General features: G+C 68.8%; 19 protein-coding genes and 3 tRNA genes. 10 read left to right on the forward strand and 12 right to left on the reverse strand.

Annotated elements, in window-relative coordinates; genetic code table 11:
• Positions 1 to 16: 16 nt before the first annotated feature.
• On the reverse strand, positions 17 to 1348 hold the full coding sequence (locus FBZ89_RS15670; protein WP_186457391.1) for a 3-phosphoshikimate 1-carboxyvinyltransferase: 1332 nt from the start codon (positions 1346 to 1348) through the stop codon (positions 17 to 19).
• A 264-nt stretch (positions 1349 to 1612) separates the two neighbouring features.
• Between FBZ89_RS15670 and FBZ89_RS15675 the strand changes: the two genes are divergently transcribed.
• The 5 genes from FBZ89_RS15675 to FBZ89_RS31945 all read left to right on the forward strand — a co-directional run bounded on the left by FBZ89_RS15675 (position 1613) and on the right by FBZ89_RS31945 (position 4754).
• Complete coding sequence (locus tag FBZ89_RS15675) at positions 1613 to 2017, forward strand: TIGR02300 family protein (RefSeq protein WP_145750902.1); 405 nt, start codon at positions 1613 to 1615, stop codon at positions 2015 to 2017.
• Between the two features lie 147 nt (positions 2018 to 2164).
• A tRNA-Ala gene (locus FBZ89_RS15680) sits at positions 2165 to 2240 on the forward strand.
• A 276-nt stretch (positions 2241 to 2516) separates the two neighbouring features.
• Positions 2517 to 2592, forward strand: a tRNA-Ala gene (locus FBZ89_RS15685).
• A gap of 136 nt (positions 2593 to 2728) precedes the next feature.
• The gene (locus FBZ89_RS15690) at positions 2729 to 4585 is read left to right on the forward strand and encodes a M14 family metallopeptidase (RefSeq protein ID WP_246172260.1); all 1857 of its coding nucleotides are present in this window, start codon (positions 2729 to 2731) and stop codon (positions 4583 to 4585) included.
• 40 nt (positions 4586 to 4625) lie between these two features.
• The gene (locus FBZ89_RS31945) at positions 4626 to 4754 is read left to right on the forward strand and encodes a hypothetical protein (protein ID WP_281292022.1); all 129 of its coding nucleotides are present in this window, start codon (positions 4626 to 4628) and stop codon (positions 4752 to 4754) included.
• 9 nt (positions 4755 to 4763) lie between these two features.
• Here FBZ89_RS31945 and FBZ89_RS15695 read toward each other — a convergent pair whose 3' ends face one another.
• Both FBZ89_RS15695 and msrA read right to left on the reverse strand, forming a co-directional pair.
• Positions 4764 to 5087: a YnfA family protein gene (locus FBZ89_RS15695; RefSeq protein WP_145750903.1), complete on the reverse strand. Its 324-nt coding sequence runs from the start codon at positions 5085 to 5087 to the stop codon at positions 4764 to 4766.
• 107 nt (positions 5088 to 5194) lie between these two features.
• Positions 5195 to 5704 (reverse strand): peptide-methionine (S)-S-oxide reductase MsrA, encoded by a 510-nt coding sequence (gene msrA / locus FBZ89_RS15700; RefSeq protein ID WP_145750904.1) that lies wholly within the window; start codon positions 5702 to 5704, stop codon positions 5195 to 5197.
• A gap of 133 nt (positions 5705 to 5837) precedes the next feature.
• On the opposite strand from msrA, the gene FBZ89_RS15705 reads away from it, so the two are divergent.
• Entirely contained in the window at positions 5838 to 6773 is a 936-nt protein-coding gene (locus tag FBZ89_RS15705) for a DMT family transporter (protein WP_145750905.1), read from the forward strand.
• Here the strand turns inward: FBZ89_RS15705 and hslO are convergent.
• The 3 genes from hslO to FBZ89_RS15720 all read right to left on the reverse strand — a co-directional run bounded on the left by hslO (position 6755) and on the right by FBZ89_RS15720 (position 9947).
• Positions 6755 to 7732 (reverse strand): Hsp33 family molecular chaperone HslO, encoded by a 978-nt coding sequence (gene hslO, locus FBZ89_RS15710; protein ID WP_145750906.1) that lies wholly within the window; start codon positions 7730 to 7732, stop codon positions 6755 to 6757. The two genes, FBZ89_RS15705 and hslO, sit on opposite strands and share 19 nt — an antisense overlap.
• A gap of 101 nt (positions 7733 to 7833) precedes the next feature.
• Positions 7834 to 8760: an ornithine carbamoyltransferase gene (argF, locus tag FBZ89_RS15715; RefSeq protein WP_145750907.1), complete on the reverse strand. Its 927-nt coding sequence runs from the start codon at positions 8758 to 8760 to the stop codon at positions 7834 to 7836.
• A gap of 14 nt (positions 8761 to 8774) precedes the next feature.
• Positions 8775 to 9947, reverse strand: a complete 1173-nt coding sequence (locus FBZ89_RS15720) for an aspartate aminotransferase family protein (protein ID WP_145750908.1) — start codon at positions 9945 to 9947, stop codon at positions 8775 to 8777.
• A gap of 432 nt (positions 9948 to 10379) precedes the next feature.
• Between FBZ89_RS15720 and FBZ89_RS15725 the strand changes: the two genes are divergently transcribed.
• Both FBZ89_RS15725 and FBZ89_RS15730 read left to right on the forward strand, forming a co-directional pair.
• Entirely contained in the window at positions 10380 to 10793 is a 414-nt protein-coding gene (locus tag FBZ89_RS15725) for a bactofilin family protein (RefSeq protein ID WP_145750909.1), read from the forward strand.
• An 85-nt stretch (positions 10794 to 10878) separates the two neighbouring features.
• Positions 10879 to 11472: a helix-turn-helix transcriptional regulator gene (locus FBZ89_RS15730; protein WP_145750910.1), complete on the forward strand. Its 594-nt coding sequence runs from the start codon at positions 10879 to 10881 to the stop codon at positions 11470 to 11472.
• Here the strand turns inward: FBZ89_RS15730 and FBZ89_RS15735 are convergent.
• Positions 11469 to 12032 carry a hypothetical protein gene (locus FBZ89_RS15735; protein WP_145750911.1) on the reverse strand — a complete coding sequence of 188 codons (564 nt, stop codon included), beginning with the start codon at positions 12030 to 12032 and terminating at the stop codon, positions 11469 to 11471. The two genes, FBZ89_RS15730 and FBZ89_RS15735, sit on opposite strands and share 4 nt — an antisense overlap.
• A 247-nt stretch (positions 12033 to 12279) precedes the next feature.
• Positions 12280 to 13269 carry a nucleoside hydrolase gene (locus FBZ89_RS15740; protein WP_145750912.1) on the reverse strand — a complete coding sequence of 330 codons (990 nt, stop codon included), beginning with the start codon at positions 13267 to 13269 and terminating at the stop codon, positions 12280 to 12282.
• Between the two features lie 100 nt (positions 13270 to 13369).
• Between FBZ89_RS15740 and FBZ89_RS15745 the strand changes: the two genes are divergently transcribed.
• Positions 13370 to 14149 carry an HAD-IB family phosphatase gene (locus FBZ89_RS15745; protein ID WP_246172263.1) on the forward strand — a complete coding sequence of 260 codons (780 nt, stop codon included), beginning with the start codon at positions 13370 to 13372 and terminating at the stop codon, positions 14147 to 14149.
• A gap of 115 nt (positions 14150 to 14264) precedes the next feature.
• On the opposite strand, the gene FBZ89_RS15750 is transcribed toward FBZ89_RS15745, so the two are convergent.
• The 4 genes from FBZ89_RS15750 to FBZ89_RS15765 form a co-directional block, all read right to left on the reverse strand.
• Complete coding sequence (locus FBZ89_RS15750) at positions 14265 to 15131, reverse strand: SAM hydrolase/SAM-dependent halogenase family protein (protein WP_145750913.1); 867 nt, start codon at positions 15129 to 15131, stop codon at positions 14265 to 14267.
• 134 nt (positions 15132 to 15265) lie between these two features.
• Positions 15266 to 15988, reverse strand: coding sequence for a Bax inhibitor-1/YccA family protein (locus FBZ89_RS15755; RefSeq protein WP_145750914.1), 723 nt, complete (start codon positions 15986 to 15988; stop codon positions 15266 to 15268).
• Between the two features lie 251 nt (positions 15989 to 16239).
• Positions 16240 to 16313, reverse strand: a tRNA-Gly gene (locus tag FBZ89_RS15760).
• Between the two features lie 141 nt (positions 16314 to 16454).
• Positions 16455 to 17057: a GNAT family N-acetyltransferase gene (locus tag FBZ89_RS15765; RefSeq protein WP_145750915.1), complete on the reverse strand. Its 603-nt coding sequence runs from the start codon at positions 17055 to 17057 to the stop codon at positions 16455 to 16457.
• 519 nt (positions 17058 to 17576) lie between these two features.
• Here FBZ89_RS15765 and apaG point away from each other — a divergent pair.
• Complete coding sequence (apaG, locus tag FBZ89_RS15770; protein WP_040848143.1) at positions 17577 to 17969, forward strand: Co2+/Mg2+ efflux protein ApaG; 393 nt, start codon at positions 17577 to 17579, stop codon at positions 17967 to 17969.
• Positions 17970 to 18051: the final 82 nt, after the last annotated feature.

Consider the following 18051-nt stretch of genomic DNA (forward strand, 5'->3'; position numbering starts at 1 on the left):
AGCCGGCCCCGCCCCCTCACGCTTGGGTGATGGCGGCGCCAAGGGCGTTCAGCAAAGAGGCGGCCGCCGGGCCCAGGCTGGCCCGCACGGCTATGGGTTGCGTGGCGGCGGTGCCCAGCGCCAGGAAGGCCGGCGCCACGTCGGCATCGACCTCCACCGCCGCCCCGCCCTGCGGCGGCCGGCCGTCGCCGGTGATGGTCAGGACATCCATCCCCGCCGACGCCGTGACGCCGCAGGCGCCCAAGGCCGCCACCAGGGGCGGCACCGTCCGGGCCAGGCGGGGGGGAAGGCCGCGCAGCACCGTCGTGCCCCGGGCGCAGGACGCCGCCACCGCCACCAGCGCCAGCTCCCCGGCGGTGAGGGATGCGGCCGCGACCTCCACCCCGCGCAAGGGATGTGCCGGCGGGTGCAGCCGCAGGTCAGCCACGGGTTCGCCCTCGCCGGCGGGCTGGTTCGCCGCCGTCGGGCCGGCGCCCATGTCGCGCACCCCCATGTCGCGCAGCACGGGAAACAGGGCGATGCGGTGCTCATTGACGCCGACATGGGGCAGCGCGATGCCGGGGCCGGGGCGCAGGGTGGCGGCCACCAGGGCGGCACCCGCCAGGGAGACGTCGCCCGGCACGGCCACCCGGGCCGGCTGCAGTTCCCGCTGGCCGTCGACGCTGACGGCCCAGGCGCCGTCCGGCTGGTGGCGGGCGGTGACGGCGGCGCCGAACTGGCGCAATAGGCGTTCGGTATGGTCCGCGGTGGGCGTTTCCTCCACCACCGTGGTGCGGCCGGCGACGTTGAGCGCGGCCACCAGCAGGGCGGATTTCACCTCGCACCCCACCGGGGCCAGCGGGCGGTGGTCCACCGGCACCGGCCGGGCCGTGCCGCGCACCAGCAGCGGGGGATGGATGCCGCCCAACCCGTCACCGGCGGGAATGAAGGCCGCCCCCATGCGGGACAGGGGCGGCAGCGCCGTCTTCAGGAAAGCGGCGGCGGGATGGCTGGTGGTGAGGAAGGTCTCGCCCCCTTGGGTGGCCAGGAGGCCGGCCAGCAAGGCGAAGGCCAGGCCGTCGGCGCCGACGTCCAGCAGGCCCGGGGCTTGGCGCAGGCCGCCCACGCCCACGCCGTGGACCCGCCAGGCGCCCGCGCCCATCGGCTCAAGGTGGGCCCCCAGCGTGCGCAGGACCCGCACCAGCGGCTCCTGCCCGATGGGGGCGCCCGTCACCCGGCTTTCCCCCACGGCCAGCGCCGCCAGCACCAGAGCGCGCGCCGCGATGGCGGCGTCGCCCGGTACCGCCGCCGTGCCGCCCAGCGGGGGCGCGGGGGATGAGATCCAGGTGGACAAGGCGGGCGCGGACATGGGGATTGGAGTCCCTGGAATGACGGGGCGGAACGGTGTCAAGGATGGCCCCACCCCCGCCGCCGCGCAAGGCGTTGGGGCCATGGGGGCCCCGGCGGGCACCGCCGCATGGGACGAAAGCGCCCCCTTGTGGGTGTCTTCGAGGATTCACGTTTGACAGGGGGCGGGCTTCATGGCAAACGCCCGCTCCTGTACCTTTTTATATGGAGCGTGGACATGGCCGGCCCGGGCCGTCGCCACGCGTGTTTTTGACGGAGGATTGCCGTGGCGAAACCGGAATGGGGCACCAAGCGGATCTGCCCGAACTGCGGCACCCGCTATTACGACATGCGGAAGAATCCGCCGACCTGCCCCTCGTGCTCGACGGTGTTCGATCCTGAGGCCCTGCTGAAGTCCCGCCGCGCCCGTCCCATCCTGGCCGACGACACCAAGAAGCCGGTCCTGGATGACGAGGACACCGGCGTCGAGGTTGAGGACGAGGAGAAGGAAGAGGCCTTGGAAGAGGCCGAGGTCGATCTGGAGGTCGATGACCTGGAGGAAGCCGAGACCGCCGACGAGGTGCCCGGCGACGATGACGAGGACGTTCTGCTGGAGGACGCCGAGGAACTGGGCGACGAGGATGACGTGGGCGAAGTGGTCGATGTCGAAGGTGGCGACGAGGACCGCTAAAGTCTGAGGAATTTCAGGGCGTTGGCCATTCTGGAAAAAAGTTTGGGAATCCCCGATTTTTCTCTTGATCCAGCCGACGCATCTGAGCATATTCCCGCCCACACCACGCCAGCCCCCAGGCGGCGCGGACCGAGTTAAAAATGGTTCGGGGCTATAGCTCAGCTGGGAGAGCGCTACAATGGCATTGTAGAGGTCAGCGGTTCGATCCCGCTTAGCTCCACCAAATCCGAAAGGCCGGCTGACGACTCAGCCGGCCTTTCGTGTTTCTGGCCGGATTGACTGGTCTCCCGCGCCGCTTTTTCTTTCAGCACACAGCCCTGGCCATTGACCGACTTGGGCATCGATGGCAGCGGCACCTGTCACATGACCGAAAGACATGCCAGGGTCGCGGATGGAATTGCGCGCTTGATCTCCGCCCCGCATCTGCGCATATTCCCGGCCTCACCGCCGCTGCCCAGATCAATGGGCCCCAGAGGGCGGCGACCGAATTCACAGGTTCGGGGCTATAGCTCAGCTGGGAGAGCGCTACAATGGCATTGTAGAGGTCAGCGGTTCGATCCCGCTTAGCTCCACCAAATCCGAAAGCCCGGTTGGCACAGCCCAGCCGGGCTTTCGCGCTTTCGGGGTTCTGGCAAAAGCATTCTTGAAAGCGGCCTGCCCGCCGGGTGATGGTCGAGCCCCATCCCTTCGCCCCTCCCCCGAGTCCCGTCCATGCCCCGTTCCCATCGCCTGGCGCTCTGCGCCATCCTGATGCTGTCCGTCGCCGCCCCCGCCTGGGCGGCCGCGCCCGGCCAACAGAACGGCCCCCAACAGACCGAGCCGTGGGACACGGATTTCCTGCCGCCGCCGCCGCCCTGGCACGGCGCCTCGGAAAAGCTGGTGGTGAAGGCGGGTGATCCCTGGGCCACACCGGCGGAGCTGACCGGCCTGACCGCCACGCCCAGCTATGACGAGACCCGCGCCTTCATTGACCGGCTGGTCACGGCATCCCCCCTGCTGCGGCAGGAGGTGTTCGGCACCTCCCCCAAGGGACGCGAGATGGTGGCGGTGCTGGCGGCCAAGGGAATGGTGGATGGCAAGCCGGACCCGGCCAAGCCCCTGCTGCTGGTGCAGGCCGGCATCCATGCGGGCGAGATCGACGGCAAGGACGCCGGGCTGATGCTGTTGCGCGACATCACCCAGCGGGGCAAGGACGGCCTGCTGGACCGGGTGAACCTGCTGTTCGTGCCCATCTTCAACGTCGATGGCCATGAGCGCGCCGGCGCCTACAACCGGCCCAATCAGCGCGGCCCCATGAACCAGGGCTGGCGCACCACGGCGCAGAACCTGAACCTCAACCGCGACTACGGCAAGCTGGACACGCCCGAGATGCGGGCCATGATCGCCCTGATCCGCCGCTATCAGCCCGACCTGTACCTGGACATCCATGTCACCGACGGCATGGACTATGCCTATGACATCACCTTCGGCAATGACGAAGGCGCCGCCGGCGACCTGTTCTCCCCCGCCATCGACCGCTGGCTGGCGGGCCCCTTCAAGACGGAGGTGAGCCAAGCCCTGGCCAAGGCCGGCCACATCCCCGGGCCCCTGGTGACGGAGGCCGACGGCCGCAAGCCGGAGGGCGGTATCGCCGGCGGCACCACGCCCCTGCGCTATTCCACCGGCTACGGCAACCTGGCGCACATCCCCACCGTGCTGGTGGAGAACCATTCGCTGAAGCCCTACCGCCAGCGGGTACTGGGCACCTATGTGCTGATCGAGCGATCGCTGACCCTGCTGGCGGAACAGGGCGCCGCCCTGCGCCAGGCCATGGCGTCCGACCGCGCCCGCCGGCCCGTCACCCTGCCCGTGGCGTTCGAGACGGAGAAGACGCCCAGCGCCAGCGTGGCGTTCCGGACCATGCGGCACGAGAGCTATATCTCCCCCGCCTCGGGCGGGGTGGAGGTACGCTGGCTGGGCCGGCCGGGCGCCACGGTGCATATGCCCATCTTCCTGGATCACCCCAGCGTCACCGTCGCGCGGCCGGATGCCTATTGGGTGCCGGCGACCAAGCCGGAGATCATCGCGCGGCTGCGCCTGCACGGCCTGGCGATGGAAACGCAGGACCAGCCGCACGAGGTCACGGTGGACGCCGTGCGCCTGACGGAGCCCAAGCTGGCCACCGAGACCAACGAGGGCCACGTCATGCTGGACACGGCCGGGTATGTGCATGAGACGCGCACGGTGCTGTACCCCAAGGGCAGCGTGCGCGTGCCCACCGACCAGCCCCTGGGCGACCTGGCCGGCCAGCTGCTGGAGGCGGAGAGCACCGAGTCGTTCCTGGCCTGGGGCTTCTTTCCCGAAATCCTGCAGCGCACGGAATATATCGAGCCCTACGCCATCGCCCCGCTGGCCGAGCGCATGCTGGCCGCCGACCCGGCCCTGAAAGCCGCCTTCGAGGCCAAGCTGAAGGCCGACCCCGGCTTCGCCACCAACCCGGACCAGCGCCTGGCCTGGTTCTATGACCGCACGCCCTACAGCGACGCCGCCTACCTGCGCTATCCCGTGGGGCGGGAGATGGGGCGATAAGGGACGCTGCGAAAACGTACCGTATTACGAAGTCCGGCCAATGATCCGTAAAGGCAAGGTGGAAGCCCGCGTTTACTTCGGTATTTCAAACAGCAAAGCCATTCTGCTGCACGGCCACGCCGGCAAGCGACTGAAGATTGAGCTGGAGCTGGAGGATGATGCCGCCTGACTGAAGCCGCTATCCCCTGGGCCCGAACAGGATGATGCCGGTGCCGGTCAGGCAGACCAGGCCGCCCAGGATGTCCCAGCGATCCGGCCGGGCCCCCTCGACGGCCCAGAGCCATAGCAGGGACGTCGCGACGTAGATGCCGCCATAGGCCGCATAGGCCCGGCCGGCGAAGGCGATATCGACGCGGGTCAGCGCCCAGGCGAACAGGGCCAGGCTGGCCATGCCAGGCAGCAGCCACAGGGGGCTTTTGCCCAGGCGCAGCCAGGCCCAGAAGGCGAAGCAACCGCCGATCTCCGCCACCGCGGCCAGCAGATAGGTGGGCAGGGCAAGCACGCGACATCACCATCCAATGGCGCACAACAAAAGGCCGCCGCCCATGATGGCGACGGCCGCTGTTTCGTTTCAACAGCTTACCCGAGTGTCGGCGTGCCCGCCCAGGCTTACTTGCCGGTCAGCACCCAGTCGGGGCGGACCCAATGGCAGGTGTAGCCGCCGATGTTCTTTTCCAGATAGTCCTGGTGGTAGTCCTCGGCCTCCCAGAAGGTGCCGGCGGGAACGATCTGGGTGACGACCTTGCCGGGCCAGCGGCCCGACGCGCCGACCTCGGCCGTCACCTCCTCGGCCGCCGCCTTCTGCTCGGGCGAGGCGTAGAAGATGGCGCTGCGGTACTGGCTGCCGATGTCGTTGCCCTGGCGGTTGGTGGTCGTCGGGTCGTGGATCTGGAAAAAGAACTCGATCAGGCGGCGGAAGGTCAGTTTGGCCGGGTCGAAGGTGATCTCGATGGCTTCGGCGTGGCCGGTGGTGCCGGTCTTCACGTCCTTGTAGGTCGGGTTCCGCAGCTCACCGCCGATGTAGCCCACGCGGGTATCCACCACGCCCGGCACCTTGCGGATCAGATCTTCCATACCCCAGAAGCAGCCACCAGCCAGCGTCGCGGTTTCGGTCGTCATTGTCGTCATCCTTGGGAAAGGCAAACAGTCAGGCACTGCAAGTAAGCGCTGGCGGGCCCGGCTTCAACAGCGATGTTGCCGGGGATGTCGGCGCGGGTGGCGAGCGGCCACACTGTCCCCCATAGTGGCCCCCATGCGCTCCGCCTATCTCTCCCTCACCGCCGCCATGGTCCTGGTCGGCCTGTCCGTGCCCATCAGCAAGATGGCGGTGACCGCCGTGCCGCCCCTGGTGGCCGCCGACGTGCGCTTCGCCCTGGCGGCGCTGGCGCTCAGCCCCTGGGCCATCCGCCACGGACGCCGCGCCCTGCCGGCCACGGGCGGCGACTGGGCCAGCTTGGCCCTGCTGTCGCTGTTCGGCATGGTGCTGTTCAACGTCTTCCTGATGTACGGCCTGCGCGGTACCAGCGCCACCACCGCCGGCATCCTGACCAGCACCATCCCCGCCGTGACCGCCCTGTGCGCCGCCGCCATCCTGCGTGAGCGGCTGACCCTGCGGAACGGCGCGGCCATCGCCCTGGCCATGGCGGGCATCGCCGCCCTCAACCTGGCCAGCCACGGGGCCCATGGCGCAGACGGCGGCGCCGGCGATACCCTGCGCGGCAACGCCCTGGTCCTGGGTGCCGTGGTGTCGGAGGGGCTGTACAACGTCTATGCCCGGCGGCTGGCGGGCGTGTCGCCCCTGGCCGTCACCTTCCTCGCCAACCTGATGGCGGCGGTGCTGGCCCTGCCCTTCGCCGTGCTGACGGCGCGGGGGATGACGCCTGAGTCGCTGTGGGGCGGCCTGTCGCCGGGCGCTTGGGCGCTGTACGCCGCGGCCTCGCTGGGCAACGGCCTGGTGGCGGTGGTGTTCTGGCTGCGCGGGGCGGCCCGTATCCCGGCCAGCCGCAGCGGCCTTTTCACCGGCCTGCTGCCCGTCACCGTGCTGGTGCCGTCGCTGTTCCTGCTGGGTGAGCGGCCGACCCTGGCCCACGCCCTGGGGCTGGCGGGTGTGCTGGCCGGCATCGCCGTGGGCGTCATGCCCGGGCGAAACCGGCCAGCGACAGCGCGACCTCAGGAAGCCGAGCCGTAAACGGTCTCAAGCTCGGCATCGTCGAAGCGGTAGTGGGTGCTGCAGAACTCGCACGCGACGTCCACGGCCCCATCCACCTTCAGCTCCGCCACCTCGTCCCGCGGCAGAGACTTCAGCACCGTCACCACCCGTTCCCGCGAGCAGCGGCACTGCGCCGCCAGACCGTGCGGGTCGTAGGCACGCACCTCTTCCTCGTGGAACAGGCGGAACAGCACATCATTCACCGGCAGCGCCGGGTCCAGCACCTCGGCCGGGGTGACGGTGGACAGCAGGGCCATGGCCCGGCGCCAGTCGTCCTCCAAGTCGCTGGGCTTGGCATCCGACGCCACGCCGCCGGCATCCTCGTCCGGCAGGGCCTGCAGCATGATGGCGCCGCCGCCCCAGTTGCCCCCGTCAGACAGGCCGGCGTGGACGACGATGCCCGTGGCCAGCTGTTCCGACTGGGTGAAGTAGTGGCGCACGCAATCATCCATGCGATCGCCCTCCAGGCCGACGATGCCCTGGTAGCGCTGGGTGTGCTCGCCCTGGTCGACGGTGAACGCCAGATAGCCCTTGCCCAGCAGCGTGGGCACCGGGGCCCACGGGCGTGAGGCCCCACCGGCGGCCTCCAGGGCGGCCTTCAGCTTGTCCTCGTCGAACTGGGCATAGCCACGCACGGCGCCGGCGCTGGTGATGTCGGCCACCATCAGGTTGATCGGGCCATCGCCCTTGGTCTGCAGGGTGAAGACGCCCTCATACTTCAGCGCCGCCGCCAGCGTCGTCGCCAGCGTGATCGTTTCCGCCAGCATCTGGGCGACGGGACCCGGATAGGCGTGGCGGCCCAGGATCTCGTCCAGCACGGGCCCCAGGCGCACCATGCGGCCGCGCAGGTTGGACCGGTCCAGCTGGAAGGGCTGCACCACGTCGATGTTCCGGGAAACCAGGGAGGGGGCGAGGGTGGAAACGGCGGCGGTGGTCATGATCGCTTACCCCAAAAACAAAGGCGCCCGATCGGGGTCAACCGATCGGGGCCTTATGGAATACCTCAAGGCCGGACACCCTGGGTCCGGTACCGGAACGATCAGACGTTCAGACACCAGGCCAGGATGCCCTTCTGGGCGTGCAGGCGGTTTTCCGCCTCGTCCCAGACGACGGACTGCGGACCGTCGATGACGGAGGAGGTCACCTCCTCCTCCCGATGGGCCGGCAGGCAATGCATGAATATGGCGTCGGGAGAGGCCAGTTTCATCAGCGCGTCATTGACCTGGAAGGGGGCCAGCAATGCCATGCGCGCAGGCGCATCCTTGTGATGCATCGACACCCAGGTGTCCGTCACCACGACATCGGCACCCTCGGCCGCGGCCTTGGGATCCTCCGTCACCACCAGGCGGGCGCCTTCACGCGCCGCCCAGGCGATGGTGTCGGCCGTGGGCTGCAGGCTGGCGGGCGCCGCCACCCGCATTTCGAAGCCCAAGCGGGCGGCGGCATGAATCCAGCTCTGGCAGACGTTGTTGGCATCGCCGCTCCAGCAGACCACACGGCCCTCGATGGGCCCGCGCTTCTCCTCGAACGTCATGATGTCCGCCATGATCTGGCAGGGGTGGGAGGTGTCGGTCAGGCCGTTGATGACGGGGATGCTGGCGGCCCCCGCCATCTCATGCACCTTGGTCTCATGGTCCGTGCGGATCATGATGATGTTGACGAAGCGCGACAGCACCCGGGCCGTGTCGGCGATGGTTTCGCCATGGCCCAACTGGATCTCGCGCCCCGTCAGGGTGATGACCTCACCGCCCAGCTGGCGCATCCCCACCTCGAACGAGACGCGGGTGCGGGTGGATGGCTTCTCGAAAATGGTGGCCAGCGTCAGGCCCCGGAAGGGCTGGGGGTGCTGGGCGGTACCGTTGGTCTGCTTCAGGTCCCGGCCCCGCTTCAGGATTTCGCGCAGCGTGGCCGTATCGAAATCGCTGATGTCCAGGAAATGCCGGACCGTCTTGGTCGTCGCGGTCATGGTGTGGGTACCCCTCAGGCCGCCTGGGCCGCACAGGTGCGGTCCAGGATGGCCACGGCCTCGTTGATCTCGGCCTCGCCCACGATCAGCGGCGGCAAAATGCGGACGACGTTGTCGGCGGCGGAAACCACCAGCATGCCGTTGTCGCGCAACGCGGTGACCAGGTCGCCCACCGGCGTCACGCACTTCAGGCCCAGGATCAGGCCCTTGCCGCGCACGCTGTCCAGCACCGTGGGGTGGCGCGCCACCAGCTCTTCCAGCTTGCCCTGCAGCAGGGCGCCCTTGGCGATGACGTTGTCCAGGAAGCCCGGCTGCGTCATCACGTCCAGCACGGCGTTGCCGACGGCCATGGCCAGCGGGTTGCCGCCGAAGGTGCTGCCGTGGGTGCCGGCCACCATGCCCTGGGCCGCCTTCTCGGTGGCCAGGCACGCACCCAGCGGGAAGCCGCCGCCGATGCCCTTGGCGATGCACATCACGTCCGGGGTGACGCCCGCCCATTCATGGGCGAACAGCTTGCCCGACCGGCCCATGCCGCTCTGGATCTCGTCGAAGTACAGCAGCAGGCCGTACTCGTCGCAGATGGCGCGGAGGGCGCGGAGGTAATCCAGGCTGGCCGGGCGCATGCCGCCCTCGCCCAGGATGGGCTCCACCAGGATGGCGGCCGTCTCCGGCGTGATGGCGGCGCGCAGTTCGTTCAAATTGTCGTAGGCCACCCGGTCGAAGGCGTCCAGCAGGGGGCCGAAGCCCTTCACCATCTTGTCCTGGCCGCTGGCGGCGATGGCCGTCATGGTGCGGCCATGGAAATTGCCGCCGGCGACGATGAAACGCGTCTTCTCCGGATGACCGGTCTCATAATGATACTTGCGCACCAGCTTCACACCGCATTCCCACGCCTCGACGCCGGAATTGGTGAAGAACATGGTGTCGGCGAAGGTCAGTTCCCGCAGGCGGCTGGCCAGCTTCTCCTGCCCCGCCACGCGGAACAGGTTGGAAGTGTGCCACAGCTTGTGCGCCTGCTCGGTCAGCTTCTCCACCAGGTAGGGGTGGGCGTGGCCGAGGGCGTTCACCGCGATGCCGCTGGTGAAATCCAGGAATCGTCGGCCGGTGGTGTCGTAAAGGAAGCAGCCCTCACCCCGCTCGAACACAACGTCGATCCGGGAATAGGTCGGCATCACGACAGGAATCACGGCCAGACACTCCTTTATTTCTTGAGGCGCGTTACACGAAATTATCATAAAACCAGGGCCACCCCCGGCACGCCAACCGGGGTTTCGAACCGCCGACTATTGTGTGCCGCCGGCCCTCCGTCAATCGCAACCCGCCCTATCCTGCGGGTCCCCTGCCATGCGCCCCTGGTACGGGACGCATGCGCGCCGGTGAAGCCAAAGGGGGCGTCCCCCACCTCACCGACCCGGGAGATGTTGCGAAAAGCCTAAGAAACGCTTAAGAGTTTTGCAGCGTCCGGCCCGTTTCGGCGGGGGCGGCGGTGCGTCGTGGGGAATGCGCGCCGGCCCGGGCGAGAAATTTTTCGACCTCCGGCCCGCGCCGGGTGTTTTCAGCGTCCGGCCCGCGCCGGATATTTCCAGGTTCCGGCCCGCGCCGGACTATGAGGGGGACCGATGGCCAGTGACATCCTCGATCCGCGCAGCTTTTTGCGGCCGGGCCTGAACGGCGGACCGCAGACGGAATCGGCGCCCGACCTGGGCGGCGGGGTCACCACCATCTCGCCCGAGGCCCGTATCGAGGGCGCCAAGATCTCCCACTGCCACACCCTGCACGTCGCTGGCCGCCTGGTCGATGTGACGCTGAACGAGGTGAAGGTGCTGGAGGTGGCCGAGGGCGGCCATTTCGAAGGCACCGCCGTGGTGGAAAGCATGAAGGTTTCCGGCCGCGCCACCGGCACCATCGAGGTGACGGGCACCCTGTCCATCGGTGAGAGCGGCCAGGTCGATGGCACCATCCGCTATGGCCGCATCAGCATCGCCGACGGCGGTTCCATCGCCGGCACCATCCAGAGCGGCAAGTCGCACTGAGCGGCCGGGATGCCTGGGTCTGGTATGATGGGGCGGCCTTCGGGTCGCCCCTTCGTTTTTGGGCGGCGTTTTTTGGGAGGCAGGCATGGAGGGACGGTCGGCCAGCAACACCGTGGGTCGCCACACCGTGGGCCAGGATTTGCGCCGCCTGCGCCGGCTGCGGGGCTTGAAGCAGGGGCACGTGGCCGAGCTGCTGGGCGTGACCCAGGCCACCGTATCGCGCTGGGAACGGGGCCTGGCCTGGCCGGATGAGACGCACGCCGCCCACATCGCCACATTGCTGAGCCCGGGCCGGGCGGGCCAGGACGCCGCCCTGAAGCGACTGGTGCAGCGTTCCCGCGATCCGGTGCATCTGATCTGCGATCGCAGTCACCGCCTGCTGGCGGCGTCCGCGGCGCGCGAGGCGGAATGGACGGTGTCGGCCAGCACGGTGTTGGGGCTGCCCTTGCTGTCCTATGCCACGCCGCAGATTTTGGACGCGGAAGCCGGCCTGGCCGGCGCCGGCTGGTACGACCGGCCGGACGGCGTGCTGGACCTGGAGACCGAGACCAACCATCGCCCCGACCTGCTGATCCGCCGCAGCCGCATGCGCTGGGAACGCCTCCTGCTGGAGGACGGCACCGCCGGCCGGCTGGTCACCACCCTGCGCTGGGGTGCCCCGGAAGCAACGAAAAACTAAGCGCTCATCTCCTGGGCGGCCAGTATGCCCTGCAGGGTGTCGCCGCCGGCGATGGGCACGCCGCTGCGGGCGCCGGTCTGGTTGCTGTTGGCGGCCATCTGGCTGCCGAAGCCGTTCTGGCCGCTGCCATCAGCCGCCGTCTGGGTGGCGTCTTCCAAACCGCTCTTGCCATCCTTGCCGGAGGCGGTCATCTGCCGGACCTTCTGCTCCACCTCGCGCATGATCTGGCGTTCCAGGTCGGCGCGCTGGTCGGCGGGCATGTTGGCCACGTCCTGGGCGGTCAGACCCTTGGACTGCAGCGTGTCCTCGGCGATCTTCTGCTTCATCTGTTTGATCTGATAGGACCAATACCCCTGGAAGCCGCCAGTGGTCATGTCCTTCAGCATGGTTTGCGGATCGTCGTCACCCTTCAGCAGGTCGGCGAAGGCGCTGTCGGTCTGGCTGACGGACAGGGCGCTCTGCGAGCCGGCCGGACCGACGCCCCCGCTGCCCGCGGCGCCGAAGCCGCCATAGGCATTGGCCGTGGACTGGGTGTGGTTGCTGGTGTTCAGGAACGACATGGTCTTCGGTCCCTTGGCCCCTGGGGTGGAACGACGCGATCCCCATGGCGCCCAAAGACAGCCATGGTTAACGCCGTGTTCCCAAGCAAGGCCCGGGCCGCCGCCCTCACCCGCGAAAATCCAGGCGATCCGCCGGTTTAGCCGGCGTGAAGCCCGGCCAGACATGCCCCTGCCCCAAGCCGGCCCGGGCAAAAGATTCCGACAGATCGGCAACTATTGCCGATCTGCCATCGTCGCCGCCGGGGCATCAGCCGAAACGCCGCAGCCGTTCCACCAGCAGGTCGAAGAAGGCGTCGCTGTCGGCCTTCAGCATGACGGTGGCGTTGCGCGGCCGGCCGGTGGTGTTCCAGCGGTCGATAACCGTCTGCCCGGTGGTCAGCGGGCTGCCGGTCTCGATCTCCACATTCACGGTCTTGCCCTCGAAGATGCCCGGCCGGATCAGCCAGGCGATGACGCAGGGGTCATGCAGCGGGCCGCCGTCGGTGCCGTACTTGTGCTCGTCATAGCGCTGGTAGAAGTCCAGCATCTCGTACGTCGCCTGGGCCACGCGGTTGCCCACGGCCTGGATGCGGTCCATATGGCGACGCGCGGTCAGGACCTGGTGGGTGACGTCCAGCGGGAACATGACGATGGGCACACCCGACTTGAAGACGATGTCGGCGGCGTGCGGATCGACATAGATGTTGAATTCGGCGCAGGGGGTGGAATTGCCGCCCTCCATCTGCGCGCCGCCCATCAGCACGATCTGGCGCAGGCGGGTGGCGATCGCCGGTTCCTTCACCAGGGCGCGGGCGACATTGGTCAGCGGCCCTAGCGGGCATAGGGTGACGGTGCCCGGCTCCTCCCGCATCACCGTCTCGATGATGAAGTCCACCGCGTGCTGCGCCTGCAGCGGCATGGTCGGCTCGGGCAGGACCGGGCCATCCAGGCCGGTGTCGCCGTGCACCTCCGGCGCCGTGTGCAGCAGGCGCACCATGGGCCGGTCGCAACCGGCATACACCTTCACGTCCGGCCGGCCCGCCAGCTCGCACACCCGGCAGGCGTTCTTCTCCGTCCATGGCAGGGGCGCGTTCCCCGCCACGGCGGTGATGCCCAGCACCTCCACATCCTCGGGGCTGGCCAAGGCCAGCAGGATGGCCACGGCGTCGTCCTGGCCGGGATCGGTGTCGATGATGATCTTGTAGGGCTTGGCCGCACCTTGGGTGGCGGCGGCAAGGGTGGTGGGGGTGGTGATCATGGGTCTGCCGTCGGTCTTGAGCGGAAAGGCCGACACTTAACGCGAAAACCACTTGAGAGGAAGCCGCCCACCCCGTTTTATGGCGCGGATGAACCGGGGGTTGCGCCCCATCCGCCTGCCGCTGAGCTTCATGCCATCCATGTCCCAGTCCACCGCCCCCAAGACCGCCGCCCGCACGGGCGACATTTCCCAGGAAAGCGACCTGCCGGGCCTGGCGGTATTCGACTTCGACGGCACCCTGGCGCGCGGCGACAGCCTGCTGCCCTTCCTGGCGCGGGTGGCGGGGGGCGAAACCCTGCGCCGCCACCTGGCCGGCAGCGTGGCCGGTGCCGCGTCGCGCCGGTTGCCGGTTCGCCCCGGCCGCCGCCTGCCCGGTCGTCAGCGGCCCCCGGGGGAAGCCCTGGTGAAGGGCGGCCACGCCAGCGACGCGGACGACGATTTCAAGACGGCCTTCAAACGGCGCCTGCTGCGCCGCTGCCTGGCCGGCGTGCCGCTGGAGCGGGCACAGGAAGCGGCGGCGGAGATGGGGGCCTGGGTCCGCTGGCACACCCCGCTGCGCGACGCCCTGATGCGCCACGCCGACCAAGGCCACCGCATCCTGGTGGCCACCGGGGCGCTCACCCTGTACATGCCGGCCCTGCTGGCCGACCTGCCGGTGCATGACCTGCTGGGCACCGAGATGGCGGTGGGCGAGGACGGCCTGCTGACGGGCGAGATGGTGGCCGGCAACTGCGTGCGCGCGGAGAAGGCCCGGCGCCTGGCCCTGTGGATGGAGGAGACGGGCCCCTATGGGCGCCGCTGGGGCTATGGCAACCAGCCCAGCGACCTGCCCTTCCTGGCCCTGATGGACGAGGCGACAGTGGTGCCTACGGCGCATTAGTTTTTCGCCCTCAAGCGCCGGGCGCCGGCATCCGCCGGCTTGGCTTCTCCTCAATTTCCGGCGGACGCGGTCGCGTCCTATGGCCGGGCTGAAATGCGATGAAGATTACAGGCACCTACAGCTTGATGTAGGGCGCGCGCACGCCGATGGGGGAGCCGAGGGTGAAGCCCAGCGCCTCATCGGCGCGGCCCTGGTTGACGGCGATCTCCACCAGGCCGCTGGAATTCACGTACCAGAAAGCGGTGCCCCGGGGCACGGCGCCGAAGGTGCGGGCGGGCTCCACCGCCTGGCCGCCGCCGCCGGGGCCGCCCACCCACAGCCGGGCGTCGGGCGCGACGGTGCCGTCCAGCACTCCGGCGGGACGCAGGCCGGTCCAGCCGTTGCCGTAGCTGTCGATGTAGAGGATGCGGCCATGGTCGGCGGTCCCGCCACCCCCTGTTCCGCCCAATGGCGCCGCACCCATCAGATCCGTCAAGGCCAGGGGCCGGACCCAGTCCCCCAGTTCCTGTCCTTCCACGGCCAAGGCCGCCACGGGCGCGAACAGGTCGCGGCCGTGGAAGGAGGCGGACAGGGCATCTGGCCGCCAGGTGACATCCCACGCCTCGGCCAGGCCCCCGGTGGTGGTGGTATCAGCGATGAGCGGCTGGAACAGGCCGTTATCCGGCCCTACCAACCAGACGGGGCGCCCTTGGGGTTTCCCCTGCCCACCGGACAGCTGCACGGCCAGGGGGCGGCGCTCCGTGCCCACGCCGGGATCGACCACGGCCAGGAAGACGGCCGGCACGGTGGTGTGCGGTAGGGCCGCCAGGGTGGCCGGCAGAATGGCGGCCAGCAGGCGGCCGGCGGCCAGGGGATCGAAGGCGGGGGCGTCGTGCATCAGGTCGATGACGGCGGTGCCCGCCGGGGCGCGGGCCGCCAGCACCGCCCGCATCTGGCCGACATAGGGGCCGGACCAGCCGAAATCGGTATAGAGGAAGATCATGGCGGCGGACCTCTCGGGAGAGGGGAGACGGTGGACAGGACCCGCCCGATCATGACCGGCGGCGGCGCCAAAAGGAAAGGGCCGCCCGGTCGCCCGGACGGCCCCACAACGTTCTCAATGCGGGCGGGTTCCGCTTAGTTGCGGCGATCGCCCATCAGCTGCATCAGGGAGACGAAGATGTTGATGAAGTCGAGGTACAGGCTCAGCGCGCCCATGACGGCCAGCTTGGTGTTGGCCTCGACACCCCAGGACTCGGCGTACATCTCCTTGATGCGCTGGCTGTCGTAGGCGGTCAGGCCCGTGAAGATCAGCACGCCCAGCACCGACACCGCGAACTGCAGCGCGCTGGAGGCCAGGAAGATGTTGACCAGGCTGGCGATGACCAAGCCGATGACGCCCATGATCAGGAACGAGCCGAACTGCGTCAGGTCGCGCTTGGCGGTGTAGCCGTACAGCGAGGCGCCGGCGAAGGTGGCGGCCGAGATGAAGAACACGCGGGCGATGCTGGCGCCGGTGAACACCAGGAAAAGGCTCATGAGCGACAGGCCCATGACGGCGCAGTAGGCGAAGAAGACGGTGCGCAGCGTGCCCGACGACATGCGGTTGATGCCGGCCGACAGGGCGAACACGAAGCCGATGGGGGCCAGCATGACCACCCATTTCAGCGGCGTGCCGAAGATGGCCGCCACCAGGGCCGGGGACTGGGCCCCGAAGAAGGCGACAAGGCCGGTGACGATCAGGCCGACAGTCATGTAGTTGAAAACGCGCAGCATGTGCTGGCGCAGGCCCTCATCGAACAGGGCCCGGTCGTAAGCGCCGGTGCTCGACGCAAAACGATTGTAGGGTCCAATAGCCATGACGTTCCTCGAATGATCCCAGGTTAAACCCAGGCGGCCCCCATGGGCCGCGACTTCCATATTGTCCCACTGGCCCGGCGATTCAACGGGAAAGCGACCAAGCCCCGGACGGGTTACACACTTGTAATGTAGGGAGGAACCGTGGCGGCAGTGGGGCGGCGGCCCCGGTGCCGGGGACCCGCAGGCCGCGAAATGGTCTCGCCGGGAAGGCTTGCGCCGCCTGAACGCAGCGGGTTCCAGCCGGCCGGAACTGGAGCGGGTGAAGGGAATCGAACCCTCGTCGTAAGCTTGGGAAGCTTCTGCTCTACCATTGAGCTACACCCGCGCCGGGAAGGAGCTTATAGGGCTTTCCGGGGCGGCGTTCAAGCGGCAGTAGGGCCGCCACTTGAAACGCGGGAAACATCGAACCTCAGGGGCACATCAATCAGGGTCCCGGCCGTTGCAATTGGCCGGGGGGCCGGACGGTTCAGCGAACCGCCCTCCGGCGCGGGCGGGCCAGCTTGGCCACGCCAGCCTCGGCGGTTTCGGCTGTCGCGGCGGGGACGGCCGTGCGGGTCGGGGCGCGGCCCAGCATGCCGTGGGCGTTGCTGAGCGAGCCGGGGATGAACTCCAGACCCAGGAAGCGGTCCAGTTCCACCGGGCCCGGCAGCTTCAGGCCCAGCACCGGCTGGCGGGTGAAGCCGAAGCGGTTGTAGTAGGGCGCATCGCCCACCAGCAGGACGCTGGCATAGCCCAGCGCCTCGGCCCGGGCCAGGCTGGCGCGGATCAGCTGGCCACCCAGGCCGGCGGACCGGTAATCCTCGGCCACGGCGATGGGGCCAAGCATCAGGGTCATGGTGCCGTCGGCGGCCATCACCGGCCAGTAGCGGATGGACGCCACCAGGCGCGGCTGGGCGGCGGAGTAGCCGGGCGCCTCTTCATCCAGCGCCACCATGCACAGATCGGCCACAGGGGCCACGCCACGGCGCAGGCGGTAAACGGTCTTGGCTTTGCGCTTCGGTCCGAAGGCGGTGTCGAGCAGGCGTTCGATGGCGCCGGCGTGCGCCGGCAGCTCAGTCGTCAGGATCATACGATTGGGGTGTCCCGGTTCTCTAAAACGATGGCGCGGTGGGCGCCTAGAGACCGGAACCGAGGGGCGTCGCCAGGAGTGGGGCGACGCGTCAGCATCCGGCCGTGATACGACCCTGTCGCCCGCAAGGCAGGCGACCGGAGGATCGTCGTCGAAGGAGGAGGCTGGCGTACATGTAACGCGCCGTCGGTAGTTGCACCTGAGGGCCTATATGAGGCCAAGCCCCCCCGGGCGCAAGCGTGTTTTTTAGGGCCTGATCCCCGCTGGGCCGGGGTCGGCATCCCGCTTACGGCAATGCTGGGACCACCGCCTCGCACGCATGTGGCCCGCAGCCCCCCTCGGACGCCCGGGGGCGCCCCCCCGGGACGCCTTCCTCCCCTGCCGCCCAAGACCCTGGAGATTGGCCGCGAACAGGCCTAAGAAGGATGGGACAGGAGATTTTGTCGCGGACCAATCAGGCGCTGGGCGAACCAGCCGCCGGCCGGCGACATGGGAAGAACGCCCTGAAAGACAAGTCCCATGTACAGTGAAACCACCCATGCCATCCGGGTCAGCGTGCGCCCCGAATTCCTGGAGGACCAATCGTCCCCGGGGGAAGGTCACTACGTCTGGGCCTACACCGTGCGAATCGAGAACACCGGCGGCGAGACGGTGCAACTGCGCAGCCGCCACTGGCACATCACCGATGCCCGCGGCCGGGTGCAGGAGGTGCGGGGCGCCGGCGTGGTGGGCGAGCAGCCGGTGCTGAGCCCCGGGCAATCCTTTGAATACACCAGCGGCACGCCGCTGAGCACGCCATCAGGCATCATGGTCGGCAGCTATCAGATGGAGCGCACGGACGGCAGCCGGTTCGACGTGCGCATCCCGGCCTTTTCGCTGGATAGCCCCCATGAACGTGGGGCGCTGAACTGACAGCCCCGCCCGCTCGTAGATAAAGCCACAAGACCAGCCGTCCGCTGTCACAGACGGCACCGCGCAGTGCTTGTACAGAACC

This window comes from Nitrospirillum amazonense, assembly GCF_007828045.1.
Lineage (GTDB): Bacteria > Pseudomonadota > Alphaproteobacteria > Azospirillales > Azospirillaceae > Nitrospirillum > Nitrospirillum amazonense_C.